This is a genomic window from Natronoarchaeum mannanilyticum, from assembly GCF_039522665.1.
In the GTDB taxonomy this organism is placed as follows: domain Archaea; phylum Halobacteriota; class Halobacteria; order Halobacteriales; family Natronoarchaeaceae; genus Natronoarchaeum; species Natronoarchaeum mannanilyticum.
Genome location: NZ_BAAADV010000004.1, coordinates 67796 through 85687 on the forward strand (window position 1 = coordinate 67796; position 17892 = coordinate 85687).

Annotated in this window: 18 protein-coding genes; 10 read left to right on the plus strand and 8 right to left on the minus strand. The window is 64.7% G+C overall.

The window, feature by feature from the left end; translation table 11 throughout:
* Positions 1 to 132: 132 nt before the first annotated feature.
* On the minus strand, positions 133 to 1725 hold the full coding sequence (locus tag ABDZ81_RS11050; RefSeq protein ID WP_343774036.1) for a hypothetical protein: 1593 nt from the start codon (positions 1723 to 1725) through the stop codon (positions 133 to 135).
* 271 nt (positions 1726 to 1996) lie between these two features.
* Here ABDZ81_RS11050 and ABDZ81_RS11055 point away from each other — a divergent pair, with 271 nt between their 5' ends.
* The 3 genes from ABDZ81_RS11055 to ABDZ81_RS11065 all read left to right on the plus strand — a co-directional run bounded on the left by ABDZ81_RS11055 (position 1997) and on the right by ABDZ81_RS11065 (position 4895).
* The gene (locus ABDZ81_RS11055; protein ID WP_343774037.1) at positions 1997 to 2782 is read left to right on the plus strand and encodes a GIDE domain-containing protein; all 786 of its coding nucleotides are present in this window, start codon (positions 1997 to 1999) and stop codon (positions 2780 to 2782) included.
* Positions 2783 to 2858: 76 nt separating this feature from the next.
* The gene (locus tag ABDZ81_RS11060) at positions 2859 to 3215 is read left to right on the plus strand and encodes an Hsp20/alpha crystallin family protein (protein WP_343774038.1); all 357 of its coding nucleotides are present in this window, start codon (positions 2859 to 2861) and stop codon (positions 3213 to 3215) included.
* An 18-nt stretch (positions 3216 to 3233) separates the two neighbouring features.
* Positions 3234 to 4895, plus strand: a complete 1662-nt coding sequence (locus ABDZ81_RS11065) for an ABC1 kinase family protein (protein ID WP_343774039.1) — start codon at positions 3234 to 3236, stop codon at positions 4893 to 4895.
* Positions 4896 to 4919: 24 nt separating this feature from the next.
* On the opposite strand, the gene ABDZ81_RS11070 is transcribed toward ABDZ81_RS11065, so the two are convergent.
* The 4 genes from ABDZ81_RS11070 to ABDZ81_RS11085 all read right to left on the minus strand — a co-directional run bounded on the left by ABDZ81_RS11070 (position 4920) and on the right by ABDZ81_RS11085 (position 7773).
* Entirely contained in the window at positions 4920 to 5309 is a 390-nt protein-coding gene (locus ABDZ81_RS11070) for a pyridoxamine 5'-phosphate oxidase family protein (RefSeq protein ID WP_343774040.1), read from the minus strand.
* A 68-nt stretch (positions 5310 to 5377) separates the two neighbouring features.
* Positions 5378 to 5986, minus strand: coding sequence for a DUF2238 domain-containing protein (locus ABDZ81_RS11075; RefSeq protein ID WP_377074436.1), 609 nt, complete (start codon positions 5984 to 5986; stop codon positions 5378 to 5380).
* 59 nt (positions 5987 to 6045) lie between these two features.
* Positions 6046 to 6696, minus strand: a complete 651-nt coding sequence (locus ABDZ81_RS11080; RefSeq protein WP_343774042.1) for a hypothetical protein — start codon at positions 6694 to 6696, stop codon at positions 6046 to 6048.
* A gap of 81 nt (positions 6697 to 6777) precedes the next feature.
* The gene (locus ABDZ81_RS11085; RefSeq protein WP_343774043.1) at positions 6778 to 7773 is read right to left on the minus strand and encodes a metal-dependent hydrolase; all 996 of its coding nucleotides are present in this window, start codon (positions 7771 to 7773) and stop codon (positions 6778 to 6780) included.
* Positions 7774 to 8135: 362 nt separating this feature from the next.
* Here ABDZ81_RS11085 and ABDZ81_RS11090 point away from each other — a divergent pair, with 362 nt between their 5' ends.
* Positions 8136 to 9203 carry an inositol monophosphatase family protein gene (locus ABDZ81_RS11090; protein WP_343774044.1) on the plus strand — a complete coding sequence of 356 codons (1068 nt, stop codon included), beginning with the start codon at positions 8136 to 8138 and terminating at the stop codon, positions 9201 to 9203.
* Positions 9204 to 9338: 135 nt separating this feature from the next.
* Positions 9339 to 10331 carry a glycerophosphodiester phosphodiesterase gene (locus tag ABDZ81_RS11095; protein WP_343774045.1) on the plus strand — a complete coding sequence of 331 codons (993 nt, stop codon included), beginning with the start codon at positions 9339 to 9341 and terminating at the stop codon, positions 10329 to 10331.
* Between the two features lie 342 nt (positions 10332 to 10673).
* On the opposite strand, the gene ABDZ81_RS11100 is transcribed toward ABDZ81_RS11095, so the two are convergent.
* Positions 10674 to 11708: an LEA/WHy family protein gene (locus tag ABDZ81_RS11100; protein ID WP_343774046.1), complete on the minus strand. Its 1035-nt coding sequence runs from the start codon at positions 11706 to 11708 to the stop codon at positions 10674 to 10676.
* A 171-nt stretch (positions 11709 to 11879) separates the two neighbouring features.
* On the opposite strand from ABDZ81_RS11100, the gene ABDZ81_RS11105 reads away from it, so the two are divergent.
* From ABDZ81_RS11105 to ABDZ81_RS11115, 3 genes are all read left to right on the plus strand, one after another.
* The gene (locus tag ABDZ81_RS11105; RefSeq protein ID WP_343774047.1) at positions 11880 to 12371 is read left to right on the plus strand and encodes a YciE/YciF ferroxidase family protein; all 492 of its coding nucleotides are present in this window, start codon (positions 11880 to 11882) and stop codon (positions 12369 to 12371) included.
* Positions 12372 to 12388: 17 nt separating this feature from the next.
* A complete protein-coding gene (locus ABDZ81_RS11110) occupies positions 12389 to 12622 on the plus strand; it encodes an ion channel (RefSeq protein ID WP_343774048.1) in 234 nt (77 codons plus the stop codon).
* A 174-nt stretch (positions 12623 to 12796) separates the two neighbouring features.
* The gene (locus tag ABDZ81_RS11115) at positions 12797 to 14188 is read left to right on the plus strand and encodes an FAD-dependent oxidoreductase (protein ID WP_343774049.1); all 1392 of its coding nucleotides are present in this window, start codon (positions 12797 to 12799) and stop codon (positions 14186 to 14188) included.
* A 25-nt stretch (positions 14189 to 14213) separates the two neighbouring features.
* Here ABDZ81_RS11115 and ABDZ81_RS11120 read toward each other — a convergent pair whose 3' ends face one another.
* Positions 14214 to 14825, minus strand: a complete 612-nt coding sequence (locus ABDZ81_RS11120; RefSeq protein ID WP_343774050.1) for a class I SAM-dependent methyltransferase — start codon at positions 14823 to 14825, stop codon at positions 14214 to 14216.
* Between the two features lie 127 nt (positions 14826 to 14952).
* On the opposite strand from ABDZ81_RS11120, the gene hpt reads away from it, so the two are divergent.
* Together hpt and ABDZ81_RS11130 are read left to right on the plus strand one after the other, a co-directional pair.
* Complete coding sequence (gene hpt, locus ABDZ81_RS11125) at positions 14953 to 15498, plus strand: hypoxanthine/guanine phosphoribosyltransferase (protein WP_343774051.1); 546 nt, start codon at positions 14953 to 14955, stop codon at positions 15496 to 15498.
* Positions 15499 to 15685: 187 nt separating this feature from the next.
* Positions 15686 to 17062 (plus strand): uracil-xanthine permease family protein, encoded by a 1377-nt coding sequence (locus tag ABDZ81_RS11130; protein WP_343774052.1) that lies wholly within the window; start codon positions 15686 to 15688, stop codon positions 17060 to 17062.
* 58 nt (positions 17063 to 17120) lie between these two features.
* Here ABDZ81_RS11130 and ABDZ81_RS11135 read toward each other — a convergent pair whose 3' ends face one another.
* A complete protein-coding gene (locus ABDZ81_RS11135) occupies positions 17121 to 17858 on the minus strand; it encodes a profilin-fold protein (RefSeq protein WP_343774053.1) in 738 nt (245 codons plus the stop codon).
* Positions 17859 to 17892 lie beyond the last annotated feature (34 nt).

The following is a 17892-nucleotide window of genomic DNA, read 5'->3' on the forward strand; positions in this document are numbered from 1 at the left end:
CAAGGGTTCAAAGCCCTCAAAGGAAACACGGGGTATCCGAACCTGAACTAAAGGTTCTATATAAAATCCAAGGGAAACACGGCGGAGAACGGTGAACGCATGGTTCAAAGCCCTTGACAGGCGATTGTGTGTTTATGCGCTTGTGGGTTCGAGTAGTTGGTTGGTGGTTTCGATTGATGCGGATGCTGTTCCTGAAACCATTTGTTCGTATATTTCTTCGTCCAGTTCCTCCACGTAATCAACGATGGTTTCTTCGGGGTTGTTCCAGGCTTTTTCTACCGTGCTTTGGTCTACTTTGGCGTAAATCGGATTTTCGACCGTTCCGCCGACAAGGTAGTTTTCGTGTCCGTTTCTGAGTTTGTTGTATGCTTTGGACTGGTCTTTGATTTCTTGGAATAGTTCTTCGTCGTATTCGTCGTTCACGTTCCAGTTCCGGAGTTTATCCATAAGATCAGGTAGGTAGTTACCTACCGGAGCAATACCCGACTCAGCTGAATTCGTTGTTAGTTCTACATCTTCATCCTGCCCTGTTGCTATGCCTCTAAGAACGGTGGAAGCATAGAAATTTCCGTCTCTGAGGCTGAGAGAGTTTTTTCCTGTCTTTTCTCCGTTGAATCTGAGTGGGTGCCACCAGCTGCTGTATGCGTCGTGGTCTGGGTTGAGGTAGTTTGAGTTTTCGACCAGTGGGTGGTATTGTTCTCCGGTTTCGGGGCTCCATGTTTCTGGGGCGGATATTGTTTCCATGATTCGGAGTTCGTTGTTGGTTTGGTCGTAGACAAGTCCGTTTCCGTGTGTGCTGGCTGGTGCTTCCGGTAGGTCGAACGCCCAGAAATGCGACTCAATATCGGTATGTTGGTCGAGTCCTTCTTGTAGTACTGCTGCGTATAGTTCGTCTTCCGTGGAGATCGGTCCGGGATCATCGAAGTTTCTCTGCCAGTTGAATAAGTAGGTCTGTAGCCAGTCTAATGCTTCTCCGACTGATTCTGAGCTGGAGAATTTTTGGTAGTCGAAGTGTCCGTACGTGTTGGATTTTCCTTCTTCGTTAGGGTATCTGACGCTTTCTGGCCGGGTTTTAGCTTGGTGTGATATGCTGTCTTCTGGTGTGTCTGTGCCGATTGATTGTATGAACTGGCTTCCTTCTTGGTGTTCGATGTTTTCGTAGTCGTTATCGTGCCAGTTTTCTAGTTTTTGGAGGTCGATGGTTAGTTGGTTGTGTTGTATCTGTTTTGGTGGTTGGTATGTGGTGAAGATGTTGCTGTCGGCGTTGTTTTCGTTAGCTGGTTGGAGGTTGAGTAGGTGGGTTTGAGGGGTTTCTTTGGTTATTCGGTGGCTGTCTTTGTTTCTGTTTGAGGTGAGTGTGAACGTGTTTTCTCCGTTCTGGAGGTCTCCTGGAGGCACTGTTATTTCTTGTTCGAGTGTACGACCTAGGTCGTTCCAGGACTGGTACTCTTCTCCGTTGCTTTCCAGTACTGCTTCTCCGAGTTTACTGTCTGCTTCTATCTCCGCAGTCAGAGTGGCTTGCACATCCTCCAAACTATCCTCATCGGTCCAGACTGAAGGTAGACGGATAGTATCTTCATGGGCTGAGAGATCGATTTTATTTACATTGACAGAATCATTGGCGTTGCTGCTAAGCGGATCCGCACATCCAGTTAAAAGTGTTGTCGCTATTGTAGTTCCTGTCTGCAATATTCTACGGCGGGAGTAGAGATCTTCGTCGGCCATACCAGTTATTATCTATATTTAGAAGACAGCTTTCAAATAATTACTGGACGGTAAACACATCTCTCAAGGGAAACTGCTTCACTCCTCCACCTAGTTTCTTTTAAACCTCAAACGATACCTATTGTTTACAAAATCCAAATGAAGGGGGGAGAACCGGAAAGAACATCAATGGAAGACGGATAACAGATAAGATCTAGCCCCGTCCGAGCGCCCGATCGACGCCATCCTGACAATGATACGATTTATTAGTTGCCGGAAATAACATCGCCCCATGATCGCGAACCTCCCGCCGTGGCTGCTCGCCGTCGGCGTCGGCCTCGCGGCGCTGGTCGGCTGGCTGTGGTGGCACGCCGCAATCGAACTGTGGCAGGGCTGGACGCTGTGGCGCAACGATCCCGTGGCGGTGATGGACGTCGCGAACGTCACCGGCGCGGTCGAAGTCGAGGGGACGGCGGCGTCGGGCGGACGGACGCTGCAGTCGCCGTTCACGGGGACGCCGACGCTCGTTTGCGAGTACAAGATTCAGGAGTGGAAAAGTTCCGGGAAGAACAGCCACTGGGAGACGCTCCACGAGAACCTCAACGCCGTTCCGTTCCTGCTGGAAGACGACAGCGGCAGCGTCGCGATCGATCCCGAGGGCGCCGAGTACTCGCTGGAACGCGACGCCGAGATCGAGTCCGACGGCGGCGAGACGCCGCCCGAGGAGATCCAGGAGTTTCTCGATAGCGTGGGCGTCGAGCGCGAGGAGGGCGGCGAGACCTCGATCGGCCCGCTCTCGATCCACCACGGCGATCGGCGGCGCTACATCGAGCGGCGCATCGACGCCGGCGACGAGATCCACGTCTACGGACAGTCGCGACACGGGCGCTCGATAGGGGACGTTTCCGGGTCCGTGAACGCCGTGATCGGCAGCGGGAAGGCGACGCCGCGGTTCCGCATCTCGAAGGGCTCCGAATCCGACGCGATCCGGCGGCAGGTCAAGTCCGGCGCGACGTACGCGATCTTCGGCGCCGTGATCGTCGCCATCGCCGGGGCCTTCGTCGTCGGCGGACTCTGATGCGGTTCCGAGAACCGATCGGAGCGCGCTGGCCGCGACCACGGGCTTTAACGCTCCCCGCTCCCAAGTGACGCGCATGTCAGCGCTGCGCGAGGCCCTGCGCGACCTCCCCGACGCCGTGTTCGCCGACCTCCTCGAGAGCGACGAGGCGTACAAGCTGGTGATCGACCTGCCGGGCGTCACCGCCGAGACGCTGGACGTGCGCGTCGAGGACGGCCGCCTCGTGATCGAAGCGCGGCGCACGAAGTCCGCTCCCGCGGAGTTTCGCTACCTCCGCGAGGACCGATCCCTGTTTCTCGACGCCGAACTACCCCTGCCGCCGGACGCCTCGGGCGAGGACGCCGAGGCCTCGATGTCGAGCGGCGTCCTCGAGCTCACCGTGCCCAAGCGGGGCCAGGACGTCGAAACTACCATCGAAGTCACCGCCGAGTAGCGCGAGGTGGTGACGCTGGTGAACCTCAGGGCGTACTGGCGCTTTCTCGTCGTCGCCAGGCGCTTTCTGCCGCTGTTGCTCGCCTACGCCCGGGACCGCAACCGGTTCCTGCTGTTCGGCCGCGGTCGGCAGGTCGACGCCGAGACCCGACAGCAGCGCGCCGAGCACCTGCTCGACGCCCTGCTGACGCTGGGGCCGACGTTCATCAAGCTCGGCCAGCTGCTCTCGACGCGGCCGGACATCCTGCCCCCGGAGTACATCGAGGTGCTCTCCCAGTTGCAAGACGAGGTGCCGCCGGCGGAGTGGGAGCCAGCTCGCGAAGTGCTCGAAGACGAACTCGGGCCGATCGACGACCGGTTCGACGAGTTCGACACCGACCCGATCAGCGGCGCCAGCCTGGGGCAGGTGTACCGCGCGACGGTCGACGGCGACGACGTGGCCGTGAAGATCCGCCGCCCCGGCGTCGAGTCGCTCGTCGAGGCCGACCTGCGCGTGGTCAAGTGGTCGCTCCCGCTGCTGTTGCGCTTCGTCGGCGAGGGCCGCTCGTTCTCGCTGCGGAACCTCGCCGACGAGTTCGACAAGACGATCCGCGAGGAGATGGACTACCAGCGCGAGGCCGCGATGCTCACCGAGATCCGCGGGAACTTCTCGGACGACGAGGCCATCAAGATCCCGCCGGTCGTCGAGAGCCACTCCGGCCCGCGCGTGCTCACGATGGAGTACCTTCCGGGGACGAAGATCAGCCGCGTCGACGAACTCGACGAGCGCGGCGTGGACCGAGGCGCCGTCGCCGAAAACCTCCAGCGGGCGTACATGCAGATGATCATCGACGACGGCGTGTTCCACGCCGACCCCCACCCCGGCAATCTCGCGGTGCAGGACGACGGGACGATCGTGTTCTACGACTTCGGGATGAGCGGGCGGGTCGACGCGTTCCTCCAGGAGAAGATCGTCGACTTCTACGTCGCCATCGCCAACCAGGACATCGACGGCATCCTCGACGCGCTCATCGAGATGGGGACGCTCAGCCCCGACGCCGACCGGGCGGTGATGGCAGACGTGATGGAGCTGGCGATCGCCGACGCCCGCGGCGAGGACATCGAGCAGTACCGCGTCCAGCAGATCGTCGGCCAGATCGAGGACTCGATCTACGAGTTCCCGTTCCGCCTGCCGAAGAACCTCGCGCTCGTCCTGCGCGTCGCGACGGTCGTCGAGGGGGTCTGCGTCACCCTCGACGAGAACCACGACTTCATCTCCAGCGCGACGGAGTATCTCACCGAGCAGGGCTACCGCGAGGAGACCGCCCGACGCTACGTCGCGGAGGCCGGCGAGCAGTTCCGCGAGTCGGCCGAGTCGGCCGTCCGCGTGCCGCCGAAACTCGAGAGCGCGCTCGACCGCGTCGAGCGCGAGGACTTCCATCTCCGGGCGGATCTGGAGGATTCGGACGACCTGCTGGACAAGCTGGCGAAACGGATCGTCCTCGGGATGCTGGGCGCCGCCGGAACGCTATCGACGGCGCTGCTGTACGCCTGGGGAACCATCCTCTCGGCGGCGATCGCCGGCGCGTTCACAGTGTTCGTCGTCGCGATGCTGTACCGCTCGTTCCGCAGCAGGCGCGGCATCCGCGCGAAGCCGCAGTTCACCCGCCAGAGCATGCGCCAGCGGCGCGGCGGCGACTGAGGACGTTCGGCACCTCTCGGCTCGTCAGTACTCCCGGAACTGCGCCGACCCGACGTCGATCCGCACGAGCACGTTCTCGGCGTAGGCGTCCTCGCTCGCGCCGTACTTCGCGTTGATCCGACGAGCGGCCTCGCGCGTCGCCGCCTCGTCGTCGACGATCTCGGCGGTGCCGTGGAGCGCGACCATCCACTCGGCGTCGCCGCCGACGGCCTTCTGGACCGAGATCGCCACCTTCGGGTTCTCGCGGATATCTCGGAGTTTTCGGCCACCGGTCAGCACCTCGACGACGCCGTCGGCGTAGTCGTACCAGACCGGCGCGACGTGGGGCCGGTCGTCGACGCTGGTCGCGAGGTGGGCCATCAGCGGCTCGCCGGTGAGCAGCGTCTCGGCTCGTTCGGGAACGGCGTCTGCCATAGCGGGCGTACGACCTCGACGCGGAAAACAGTCAGACTCGCCCTGCAGAGATCACCAGGATGCCGGATCTAGTTCAGCCCGAGTCGCTCGGCGATCGCATCCGAAATGTCGTTCAGGTAGACGCCGCCCCACACCGCCACGATGACGGCGCCGACAGAGTTGTACAGGACGTCCTTCAGCGTGTCGTAGACGCCGTACTGGGTGAGCACCGACGCGGTGCCGAACTCCGTGGCGGCGACGCCGATCCCGAACTCCAGCAGTTCCCACACCACCGCGAACGCCAGCACGAACAGCAGGATGATCACGCCCATGAACTTCGGCGGCAGGAACACCTTCTCGGAGTGCTGATCGACGGCCCGCGCCGTCGCGTAGCCGGCCGCCGCGACGACCGACGACGAGAGGGCGTGTGTGATGTGGTCCCAGTATTCGCTGACCACCGGGACGCCGGAGTAGAAGTTCCCCTCCGTCACGCCCGGGATGCCGACGACGCCGACGCCGTGGAGGAATGCGGCGCTCGTGATCCACAGCGTGAGCCGGGGGTCCATCGGCAGATCGTAGTCACGTTCGAGGATCGGCGGGAGCTGGGTCACCGCCAGACACATGCCGGCGTTGACGATGACGCCGACGCTGCCTCGTTCGAGACCGACGAACAGCAGGCCGACCAGACTGATCTCCATGAAGTACGACAGCTGGCGCTGGCGTCGCTTCGAGGGGAGCCCCCGAGAAAGCAGGTTGTTCACAGGCGCTCACCTCGCTCGTCGCCGAGCACCTCGTCTTTCATCTCGGCGGGCACGCGATCCTCCATGGTGATCCGGCGCCGGAAGTACAGCGTGAACACGCCGCCCGCGAACAGCCCCGCGAGAGTACAGTAGATCCACTCCCACATCAGGTTCGCGTTGGCCTGATCCGGGTCGTCGACGGGGGTGATGTAGCTGGTTCCCAGGTAGATGTCGAATCCCCACTGAACCACGCCCCACAGCGCCGCTGCGGCCATCGTCGACATGACGACGAGCACGACCGCGAAGCCGGGAGAGAGCCGGATCGACGTGAACGACTGGAGTTCGACGGCGATCACCAGCGCGATCGCGGCGACCGCGAAGTACGCCGCGAACTGGCTCGACAGTATCTCGGCGCCGAGTGCGAGTCCGACGACCGGTAGCGCGGCCATCAGCAACACCTCCCAGGGCAGCATTATCCGCGGCGTCCGGTAGGCTGCGGGCGGTATCAGCGCCAGTACGAGCAACACGAACGCGAACAGCGACCAGAGCGCGCCCGCTCTCACGACGACGCCCACGCTCGCGGCCGCCAGCAGCGCGACCAGCAGCCAGGCGATGACCGCGTTTCTGCGGCCGTCGTCGAGCATCTGATCGAGCTCGGAAAGAGACATAGCGACCGTAAGGACTTCCCACATAAAATTATGTGTGGCCGGCAGGCATCGGGGTGGGTCGGTCCGGCTCGCGACGCGGCGTCACGCCGCGACGACGAGGTACACCGCCGCGTACCCGACCAGCGCCGCGGTGATCCCCGTCAGCGCGGTGAACGTGATGCCCAGCAGCAGGGGATGACGCCCGAACTGCCGTCGAAGTTCTGCTGCGGTCGGCACCGCGGTCGGTCGGGTCGAGACGCCCGCACAGATCACGCCGACCGAGAGGATCGAGAACACGAAGTGATAGGACACCGCCAGCGTCGGCGGCGCCATCGCGACCGCTGCGACGCCGTACGCGGCGCCGGCGAGCGCCCGCAGATCGATCAGCTCTCCCATCGAGAACCCCGCGACGCGAGCGATCGTCACGGCGGCGAGCCACGCGACCGAGAGTTCGATCGCGAACGCGCCCAGCAGGTGGAGCGTGGGATCGCCATGGAGCAGCACACGACCGTCGAACACGCCGACGTCGAACGGGTAGAACAGCCGGGGCGGCTCGCCGGTTACCAGATCGCCCCACGGGTGGGAGAGCAGCCCGGCGGTCGCCGCGAGCGCGACGGTCCGCGCCGGGAAGTCGGTCGCGATCCGGCACAGCGTCGCGACGCCGACGCCGGCGACCGCGAACAGCCCCATCACGACGCCGCCGAGCGGGCCGCTCACCGCGTAGGCGGCGCCGACCAGCGCCGCGAGCGCGACGGCGCTGACGCCCCGCCCCGCCGCTCGGGTCAGCTGCGAACCGGTTCGCTTGACCGCCCAGAGGCCGAACGCGGGACCCGCAAGCAGCGCGACGACCAGCGAGTGGGTCATCGTCCGGTGGACGTCCCGCGTCGCGTCCCAGAACGTGCTGGGCTGTGTGATCGAGGCGGCGTTGAGTGCGTCGACGTCGATCGCCACCGCGGCGTACGCGACGTCGACGTCGGGGATCGCGGCGAACGCACCGGCGACCAGCCCGAGCGTCAGCGCCCGCCGAGCCGGCCAGCCTCGCCAGTCCGCGACCAGCGTCGCGAGGGCGAACGCCAGCAGCGCGTGTCCGAGAAACACGTCACCGCGGCTAGGTTAGGAGCGCGTATAAGCCCCTCGCCGGGCGTGTGCGGTGGTGACAGTGCTCCGGCCGCGCCGGTGCGGACGGTTTTAGTTCAGCGGGCGCGTACCGACGACCGGCCGATGACGACGGCTCCGCTCCGAGCCGGACTCGGCACCCGGCGACGACGAGCCCTATGAGTGCCGAGGCCGACTTTTCGACCTCTGGAATGTCGTCGAGCCCGCGGCCCACATTTCGAGAACCAATTTCCGTAATACACGTGGTATTATTCAGCGGTAGAGATGTGACGCAGTTAATATACGTAGCTGAAATTTAATTTTGCTAGATTTAAGCACCCGTTCGTTGACGTTCGAAATAGGCCATGTCCAATGGCAATGGTGGTTACGAACGCGACAGCGGTACAGAGAGCGAAGCGCGCCGCCGGTTTCTCAAGCTGGCGGGCGTGACCGGGGCCGCCGGCATCGTCGGCTCCAACGGGATGCTCAGCGCGCTCGCTCAGGAGGGTGACGACGAGGGGGTCGAGATCGATGACCTTCAGGGTCAGTTGCCGATCGAGGACCGATACCTCCGGATCGCGGTTCTGGCGACGGCGAAGGCGGCACAGCTCCACCAGAACTACTACGGCGAGATCGGACAGGCGGAGGAGAAAGATCCGCAGAACCTCCTCACCCAGGTCGACACGGAGGCCGAGACGCTGATCCGCGACACGATCAGGGAGGAGCTCGGCGACGACTTCGAGGACGAGAACCACGCGCTGTACGGCGAGGAACAGGGCGGGCAGCTCGAAGGCGGGTACGTCTGGATCATCGACCCGCTCGACGGGACGACGAACTTCGTCAAGGGGATTCCCCATTTCGGCGTCAACCTCGCGGTCACGAAGGACGGGGAGCTACACGCCGGCGTGATGTACTACTCGCTCTGGGACGAGGTGTACGTCGCGGTCAGGGACGAGGGCGCCTACAAGTTCCGGAGCGACGGCTACGACCTCGTCGCCGAGGACTCGGAGCCCGCGGAGCTGTCGGTCTCCGACACCGAGGCCGTCGAGGACTCGTTCCACGGCGTCGGCTTCTACAGCCGCGCGACGGCGGACGACTTCGACTACATGGGGCTGTGGCGGTACCTGTTCGCGAACACCCAGGGGACGCGACTGCTCGGGGCCGCCGCGCCCGACCTGGCGTTCGTCGCCGAGGGCGTGTTCGACACCGTCTCGGTGAAGGACCTGAAGCCGGTCGATGTCGCACCGGAGGCGCTGATCGTCCGCGAGGCGGGCGGCACGGTGACCGACTTCGAGGGGAACACCGACCTCGACAGTATTCTGGAGGGGAACGTCGTCGCCTCGAACGGCGAACTCCACGACGACTTCTTCGATCTGCTCGAAGACTCCGGGAAGGACTGGCTCACGAGGCCGATCGACACGCTCGAACGCTAGCCCGCGGTTCCGGTCGTCCGGGGGATGCTTCCGCTGCCTTCGCTCGGGGCGGACAGCCGCCGGTGACAATAAACATATATTAAAATTATTTTATAAAATATTTTATCATGGGGCTCGTTGTCACCGTTCCATGCAATGTTCGAGATTCCCGACATCGACCGGCGAACCCTGCTGAAGGCGACGGGCGGCGCAGTAATAGGATCGTACGTGGGAGGGGCAGCGAATGCAGAGGGACGCGACGACGGCGATTCGCGGGACGACGAGTCGACGACGCTGATCGCGCACCGCGGGTTCGCGGGCGTGTATCCGGAGAACACGGTCGCCGCGGTGGAGAACGCCTCGAGAGGGGGAAAAGGTCGCGGCGCGGCCCGGCGCGGCGCAGACATGATCGAGATCGACGTGGTGCCCTGCGGCGGACGCCCCCACGAGGGCGACGACTTCGAGGTCGTGGTCTTCCACGACGACCGGCTCGCTTCGCGCGACGGCGGAGAGCGGGGGGTCACCGACCACGAGAACACGCTCGTGTGGGACACGCCCTGTTCGGAGGTGCGAAGCGCCGAGGTCCTCGACAGCGGTGAGACGGTGCCGACGCTGCGGGAGGTCCTGTCGGCGATCCCGCCGAGCGTGGCCGTCAACGTCGAACTGAAGAACCCGGGCGATGTCGACGTCCGGTTCGCCGAGAAGCTGGAAGGGGACGAACTGGAGGGCCGGAAGGACGTCTGGCGGCCGTTCGCGCGGCGCGTGCTCGACGTCGCGTCCGAGTTCGAGAATCACGTCCTCGTGTCGTCGTTCATGGAGGCCGCGCTCGCGACGACGCGGGAGTGCGACGCCGACGTTCCGATCGCGTTCCTGTTCTGGGACTCGATCGACGTCGGACTCGAGATCACCGACGAGTACGACTGCGAGGCGCTCCATCCGCCGTACAACATGGTCGAAGGGACGCCGTTCTTCAACGACTCCTACTACATCGACGATCCCGGATTCGCCGACATCGACCTGGTAGAGCGGGCCCACGACGAGGGGCGGGAGGTCAACACGTGGACGGTCGGTACCTGGTACCAGGCGGAGCAGCTCGTCGACGCGGGGGTCGACGGGATCATCGCCGACTATCCCGGCCTGCTCGCGTAAGTCGGCGACGCGGCGCCTCTGAGTCGGCGCTGCTGCTCTCTCGACACCGCCGGGTCCGATCTCGACCGCGAGAGTTTCCCCGTTCTGAACGGTGTCGCGTCGCATTACGGCCGATCCGGGAACAGCGTCAGATGGCCCACGATGATCCGGCTCTCTAGCCTGCCCTCGAGCGGTCCCGGCGGTTCGCTCTCGATCGCCGGGATTTCGTCGGCGATCCCCGGAGCTGCCGTCGGACGTCGACGCCGATCGGCGAGACCGACCGGCGCTCGGCGTCGAACTGGAACGGCGCCATCCCGTCGCCGTTCGCCGTCTCATCGCTATCTCTTCGTCGTCCGCCACCTCTCAGCTCGGTCGACGAGCGTCGGTTGCGCTCCTCCCTGCGAGCGTCGAAGCGTGCGTTTCGGAGCCGGGAGCGCCGGTCGGTGCAGCGACGCGAGCCTCGGCGCCGCTTCCCGACGACGCGAACACGTCAGTCTCGAAGGTCCGGTTGTAGGAGACGAACTCCAGGGGCAGCTCGCGCTCGATCCCGGCGTACTCGACCGTCGCGTTGAAGTCCACCGAGAGTTGCGTCGTCTCGTCGTTCCGCAAGTGCGTGACCCACCACTCGTCCAGCTCGGAGTTGTCGATGGTCGCGTTCGCCCGAATCGTCCGGGTGCTCTCGGCTGGGATCAGGGTCTGCTGGCCGGCCTGCCCTTGCCCGACGACGACCCCGTTCATCCGGACGGTGTAGCTCACGTTCGTGATGGGGAGCGGCGCCGGGAGCGGGTTCGTGACCGTCGCGGACGCGTTGATCGGCGTCCGCTCGGCCGTCGCGTGCCCCCACTGCGCGTCGGTCTCGTTGACGACGAGTGCCGTCCGATTGAACGCCGAGAACTCGCGCGTTTGCTCCGTCTGCAGCGGTTCGAGGAGATCGGTGCGGAACGTCCGCTCGCGCGTCAACGAGTCCGCCGGGACGTCGACGCCGCCGTACTCCAGGGCGACCGTTGGATCGACTCGCACGGTCGTCGTCTCGTTCCGGTTGACGTGGGTCACCCACCAGTCCGGAATCTCGTCGTTGTCGACCCACGTTCGGACCGTGACGACGTCGTCGCGGCCCTGTAGCTGCACTCGCTTTTCCCGCTCGTCGGCGACCCTGACGTCGTTCATCGCGACGGTGTACCTCACGTTCGCCGCACCATCGCTGACGCGGAGCAACAACGGATTGTCGACGGCGATCTCCGTCTCGACCTCGCTCCGATTCTCCTCGACTGTGCCCCAGCTGTTGTCGACCGACTCGACGCGCGGTCTGTCGACCACCACGAGCCCGTACGCGACGATTCCACCGAGCAACGCGATCACGACGAGCGCGGCGACTCCCGATTTCCACCCGAGGGCCATCGATAGTTGGTGACTCGACGGACGTGTCCTTTGACGCCGACGTGGCAGTTGCAAGCCCCTTACGTGCCCCTCGAACTGACCGTGCGCGTCGGATTACCGCCCCGGTTTTAGTTCGCCTGCACACCCAACGTCCGCGCTCATTGACGGCGCCGTGGCAGCGGCTAGTGGATCATGACTACCGAATCAACCGACGAACTGCTCGTACAGGGCCTCGAAGAGCTGTACTACACCGAACAGAAGCTGCTCGACGCGCTCGACACGCTGGCCGACCAGACCGACCACGAGGAGGTCAGTCAGGGATTCGCCGAGCACCGCGAGGAGACCGAGCAGCACGTCGAGCGCCTCGAAAAAGTGTTCGAGGAGATCGGCGAGGAGCCCCAGCGCCGCGAGGAGCGGGTCGTCGACGCGCTGATCCAGGAACACGAGGCGTTCGCCGGCGAGAACGACGGCGAGGTGCTCGACCGGTACAACATCTCGACGGGCCAGAAGACCGAGCACTACGAGATCGCGATGTACGGGAACGTCACGTCGCTGGCGGGCAAGCTCGGCCACGACGAGGCCGCAGACATACTAGAGGAGACGCTGCGCGAGGAAGAGGCGGCGCTCGACGAACTCTCGGAGGCCGGCGAGCAGTTCGATCGGCAGCAAGTCGCCGGCGACTGAATCGCCGAGGCGCCTCCGTGGCGGGCGGCTCCGGCGATCGATCGCACGCTGCTCACTACGCGAGCATCGCGGAAAATCGGCGACTATTCTTCGACAGCGTGTACTTCAGTACACCCGCGTTCACGACGCTTGGCATGGACGACTACCAGCCGGTCGGGATCGCGCGGGTCCCGATGTCGATCCAGACGTCGCCGGGCGCGATCGTCGTCGCGATGCTGGTGTTCGTGATCGGCTATCGTGCGACGCGGTGACGCCGGGCGTGTCGAGACGGAGAGAGGTGCCCGGATCGTCGGGCGTCAGAGGCGGGAACGGATGCTAATCGGCAGCAGGCGACGGGATCGGCTCCCAGCCGAACATCGGGATACAGAAGTACCTCAAATCCATTCGTCCAGTCAGAGCCGGTTCCAGCGACACAGGTGTCAGCTATGACAGAGAAATACGACCTCATCATCGTCGGCGGCGGCATCAGCGGCGCGGCGCTGCTCTACACCGTGGCGAAGTTCACGGACATAGAGCGCGTGGCGCTCCTAGAAAAGGAAGACGAGATCGCGGCGATCAACTCCCACCACACCAACAACTCCCAGACGCTGCACTTCGGGGACATCGAGACGAACTACACCCTGGAGAAGGCCGAGGAGGTCAAGGAGGGCGCGGAGATGATGGCGGGCTACCTCGAGAACGAGGATCCCGACCGCGAGATGCACAGCAAGCGCAGCAAGATGGTACTGGCGGTCGGCGACGAGGAAGTTCAGAACCTCGAGGAACGCTACTACGAGGAGGGCTTCGGCGACCTGTTCCCCAAGCTCCGGGACATCGGTCGCGAAGAGATCGCCGACCTCGAACCGAAGGTCGTCGAGGGTCGGGACCCCGATACCGAGATGCTGGCCCTGCAGACGCCCGACGGCTACGTCGTCGACTACGGCCAGACCGCCAAGTCGTTCGTCGAGAACGCCCGCGAGGAGGAGGGCGTCGACGTGTTCGTCGGCACCGAAGTCACGGACATCGAGGAGACCGACGACGGCTACGTCGTCGACACCGGCGGCCCGCAGTTCGAGTCCGACGTGGCGGTCGTCGCCGCGGGTTCCCACAGCCTCCAGATCGCCAAGGAGATGGGCTACGGCGAGAACAAGTCGCTGCTGCCCGTCGCCGGGAGCTTCTTCCTGGGCGGCGACATGCTCAACGGGAAGGTGTACACGCTCCAGATGAAGAAGCTGCCGTTCGCGGCGGTCCACGGTGACGCCGACGTCCACGACGACGGCGTCACCCGCTTCGGCCCGACCGCGAAGCTGGTGCCGACCCTGGAGCGGGGTCGGATCGAGACGATCGGCGACTTCGCCGACGTGTTCGGGATGAACGTGGACTCGTTCCTGAGCTACGCCAACATCCTCGCCGACCGCATCCTGTTCCCGTACGTCGTCCGGAACCTGATCTACGACCTCCCCGTGGTCGGCAAGCGGGCGTTCCTGCCGAACGTCCAGAAGGTCGTCCCGACGGCCGACGTCGACGACATCGACCGCGCGAAGGGGTACGGCGGCGTCCGCCCGCAGATAGTCGACACCGAGGCCAAGTCGCTGGACATGGGCGAGGCCAAGATCACCGGCGACGGGATCATCTTCAACATCACGCCCTCGCCCGGCGCGTCGACCTGCGTCAAGAACGCCATGCGCGACACCGACCAGCTGCTGGACTTTTTCGACGAGGACTACGGGTTCGACGAGGAAGCGTTCCGCGAGGAGACGATCGAGAACTTCCCGCGGGCGGACTCGGACGACCCCGAGGAGGCCGAAGAGCCCGATCCGGTCCCCGCCGAGGACTGATCGGCGCTCGGAGGGCGGGTGTCACTCAGCGCTCGCTCGCCCGGAACACTCGCAGCGTGTCGCGCTTTGTCGGCCGTGTTTCGACCTGCTCGAAGCCGAACGCCTCGAAAATCTCGCGCCAGTCGCGGTAGAACAGCGGCAGCTCGTCGCGGACGTAGTTCACGTCCGGGTCGTCGTCGCGGTGGTCGCCCTCGTTCTCGACGGTGACGATTCGGTCGCTCGCGATCCGCGCGAGTTCCTCGAACACGTCGGTCGCGTCGGGGTGGACGTGCTGGAGCGTCTCCGCGGAGTAGACGGCGGCGAAGTGATCGTCGTCGAAGCGCTCGACGAGGTCCTCGATCGCCTCGACGTAGAACGTCCCGTCGTCGGCCAGCCCGGGGTAGGCGTCCTCCATGACGTCGAACGCGTCCGCGTTGATGTCGACGCCGTGGAGGGTCTCGAACCCGTGCTCGCGGAGGTGCGCGAGATGACGCCCCGAACTGCAACCTAGTTCGAGCACGGGCGCGTCCGACGCCAGCCCGTCGAGCGCCTCGCGGATCGCCTCGCTCGTCTCGTCGGGGCCGTAGTGGGCGTAGTAGTCCGGCGAGTACTCGCCGCTCCGCTCGGCCCACTGGTCTCGGACGTCGGGAGAGTCCATTACCCGGTAGTCGGCGCCGAGCCGTAAATCCCTCCCGGAGTGAGGACGCCGCCACGGGGCCGTGTCGAGTCGGGTCCGGCGACCGCGAGAACGAATCGCTTTTCCGCGGATCGGAGAAACGGGCGGTATGGAACGGTTACAGCAGTCGCTTCACGAGGCCCCGATCGTCGACAAGGACGGCTACGAGTACCTGGTGCATCCGATCAGCAACGGCGTCCCGATGCTCGATCCCGCACTGCTCCGGGAGGTGGTCGTCGGCGTCACGCAGGCCGCCGACCTCGACGTCGACAAGATCGTCGCGCCCGAGGCGATGGGGATCCACATCGCGACCGCGCTGTCGCTCCAGACCGACATTCCGCTGGTCGTCATCCGCAAGCGCCAGTACGGCCTCGACGGCGAGGTCGCGCTCCACCAGACGACCGGCTACTCCGAGTCGGAGATGTACATCAACGACGTCGAGGAGGGCGACCGCGTGCTGATCGTCGACGACCTGCTCTCGACCGGCGGGACGCTCGCGGCCGTCACCGGCGCGCTCGACGACATCGGCGCCGAAATATCGGATATCGTCGTGGTGATCCGCAAGGTCGGCAGTTCGGCGCTCGACGACACCGACTACGAGGCGACCAGTCTCATCGATATCACCGTCGAGGACGGCGAAGTCATCATCCACTGAGCGTCACGTTCTCAGTGGACATTCTCGGCTGGACGCCGATCCGAAGTTACTCGCCGCGAGCGAAATCGCGGTACGGCATCCCGACCCATGAATATGCACGTGGGTGCATACTTCTCCGCCAGCTAGCATCGAGATGCGCTCGAACACGAAACTATTATTGAACCCGGGTAGCTGGTTGGGTGCATAGATGGCGACAGATACGGAGGGCGAGATCGAGCTCGAATACGAACTCGACGAGCGGCCGCCGTTGCCCAGGTCGATCCTGCTGGGACTGCAACACGTCGCGGTGATGATCGTCCCGGCGACCGCGGTGGCGTACATCGTCGGCAACGCGGTCGGCGGCGTCGACGTGGCCTACATCGTCCAGATGGTACTCCTGTTTTCAGGACTGGCGACGGTCGTGCAGGCGTACACTGCGGGCCCGGTCGGCGCCAAGCTACCGATCGTGATGGGAACGAGCTTCACGTTCGTCGGCGCGGCGACGACGATCGGCGTCGACTACGGTCTCGGTGCCGTCCTCGGCGCGATTCTGGTGACGGGATTCACCGTGGAAGGACTGATCGGTTGGCAGTTCAAGCGGATCAAACCCTTCTTCCCGCCGCTGGTCACGGGACTGGTCGTGGTCATCATCGGCCTGTACCTGATCCCCGTCGCGATCGACTACGCGGCCGGCGGCGTCGGCGCCGCCGACTACGGGGCGCTGCACAACCTCGGGCTCGCCGCGCTCGTGCTGGGCGTCGCGGTCGTGCTCAACCTGTTCGCCGACGGCGTCGCGCGGCTCCTGAGCATCCTCGCGGGAATCACCGTCGGCTACGGAGCGGCCCTCGCGCTCGGCTACGTTGACTTCGGTGCCGTGTCCGCAGCCAGTTGGGTCGCGCTCCCGCGGCCCGGCGCCTTCGAACTCTCGTTTGAGCCGGTGCCGATCGTCACGTTCGCGTTCCTGTTTCTGGTCTCCGCGATGGAGACGGTCGGCGACATGTCCAGCGTCACCGCGGCCGAGGGGCGGAACCCGACCGACGAGGAGTTCCGCGGCGGCCTGTTCACCGACGGCCTCCTGAGCTCGCTCGGCTCGCTGTTCGGCGCCTTCCCCGTGACCTCGTTCTCGCAGAACGCCGGCATCGTCAACTTCACCGGCGTGATGAGCCGCCACGTCGTCGGCATCGCCGGCGCCATGCTCGTCGTTCTGGGTCTGAGCCCCAAGGTCGGCGCTGCGGTCACGACGATCCCGCAGGCGGTCTTCGGCGGCGCCGTGCTGCTGATGGCCGGAATGGTCGCCGCCAGCGGTTTCCGCCTGATCACGCTGCACACCGAACTCGACCGGCGGAACATGGTCATCGTCGCCGCCTCGCTCGGGATCGGGCTCGGCGTGACGACGCGTCCCGAAGCCCTCGCCCAGTTGCCCTCGGGCGCCGAAACGTTCTTCAGCGAGCCCGTCATCATGACGGCGCTGACGGCGCTGGTGCTCAACACGTTCGTTCCCGGCGAGCACAGTCCGCTGTTCGACGTCGCCCCCGAGGAATCGTCGGTCGAGACGCCGAACGTCGAAGCGCCGACCGACGACTGACGCGATTCGGTCGCTCTTTCTTTCGCTCTCTGCCCGTATATAGTCCGTCTGCCCGTATTCAGGCGGTCTTTCCGTCGACCGACACCTTTCGGAGATCGGATTCCAGCTCCTCGACGTGTTCGTTGTACGCGTCGACGAACCCGGAGAACGCGGGGGCGTACTCCCGGATGTCGGCGGCCGACGGCGGTTCGTACTGCGAGAGCACGTAGACGCCGCCCGAGCCGCCGGCCCGGAGGTACTGCGTGCCGTCCGTGTCCCACTTGAGCTCCCAGCGCGTGCCGTCGACGCGGGTCACGAAGGTCCCGTAGTCGCCGCCCTCGTAGCGTTGGAGCTCGCCCGCGATCACGTCGCAGAGTTCGCGGATGCGTCCGAGCACGCGATCGCGCTGGGCGACGACGGCGTCGGTCGTCTCGACGCTCGGGAACTCCGTCGACACGTCGTCGAGGACGCCGTCGAGCGAGTCGACGTGGTCGTTAAAGGCCGCTACGAACGCCTCGTAGTCGACCAGCGCCGTCGCCAGCGGCTCGGGCTCGGGCGGTTGCTTCGTCGAGACGACGTACGTCTCCGAACCCGACTTCGGATCGAATCGGAGGTACTCCAGATCGCCGGCCTCGTACTTCACCGTCCACTCGCCGCGCTCGGTGGCGAACGTCTCCTGCCCGTAGTCCCCGCCCTGGAGGCGGGCGAGCTGGTAGGCGACCCGGCCGGCGTGGTCCTCCACCGCGGCGACGACCTCGTCGCGCTGTTCCGCGACCGCTTCGGCGTCAGCGACGTCTACGTCTGGCCAGTCTGTCACGCGCGAACGGAGGATCCGGGCGGGCTTAACGGGT

Coding starts and splice junctions, on each gene's coding strand:
- ABDZ81_RS11050 (WP_343774036.1), bottom strand. CDS start 1,725: ATGGCCGACGAAGATCTCTACTCCCGCCGTAGAATATTGCAGACAGGA.
- ABDZ81_RS11055 (WP_343774037.1), top strand. CDS start 1,997: ATGATCGCGAACCTCCCGCCGTGGCTGCTCGCCGTCGGCGTCGGCCTC.
- ABDZ81_RS11060 (WP_343774038.1), top strand. CDS start 2,859: ATGTCAGCGCTGCGCGAGGCCCTGCGCGACCTCCCCGACGCCGTGTTC.
- ABDZ81_RS11070 (WP_343774040.1), bottom strand. CDS start 5,309: ATGGCAGACGCCGTTCCCGAACGAGCCGAGACGCTGCTCACCGGCGAG.
- ABDZ81_RS11075 (WP_377074436.1), bottom strand. CDS start 5,986: ATGGAGATCAGTCTGGTCGGCCTGCTGTTCGTCGGTCTCGAACGAGGC.
- ABDZ81_RS11080 (WP_343774042.1), bottom strand. CDS start 6,696: ATGTCTCTTTCCGAGCTCGATCAGATGCTCGACGACGGCCGCAGAAAC.
- ABDZ81_RS11090 (WP_343774044.1), top strand. CDS start 8,136: ATGTCCAATGGCAATGGTGGTTACGAACGCGACAGCGGTACAGAGAGC.
- ABDZ81_RS11095 (WP_343774045.1), top strand. CDS start 9,339: ATGTTCGAGATTCCCGACATCGACCGGCGAACCCTGCTGAAGGCGACG.
- ABDZ81_RS11100 (WP_343774046.1), bottom strand. CDS start 11,708: ATGGCCCTCGGGTGGAAATCGGGAGTCGCCGCGCTCGTCGTGATCGCG.
- ABDZ81_RS11105 (WP_343774047.1), top strand. CDS start 11,880: ATGACTACCGAATCAACCGACGAACTGCTCGTACAGGGCCTCGAAGAG.
- ABDZ81_RS11115 (WP_343774049.1), top strand. CDS start 12,797: ATGACAGAGAAATACGACCTCATCATCGTCGGCGGCGGCATCAGCGGC.
- ABDZ81_RS11120 (WP_343774050.1), bottom strand. CDS start 14,825: ATGGACTCTCCCGACGTCCGAGACCAGTGGGCCGAGCGGAGCGGCGAG.
- hpt (WP_343774051.1), top strand. CDS start 14,953: ATGGAACGGTTACAGCAGTCGCTTCACGAGGCCCCGATCGTCGACAAG.
- ABDZ81_RS11130 (WP_343774052.1), top strand. CDS start 15,686: ATGGCGACAGATACGGAGGGCGAGATCGAGCTCGAATACGAACTCGAC.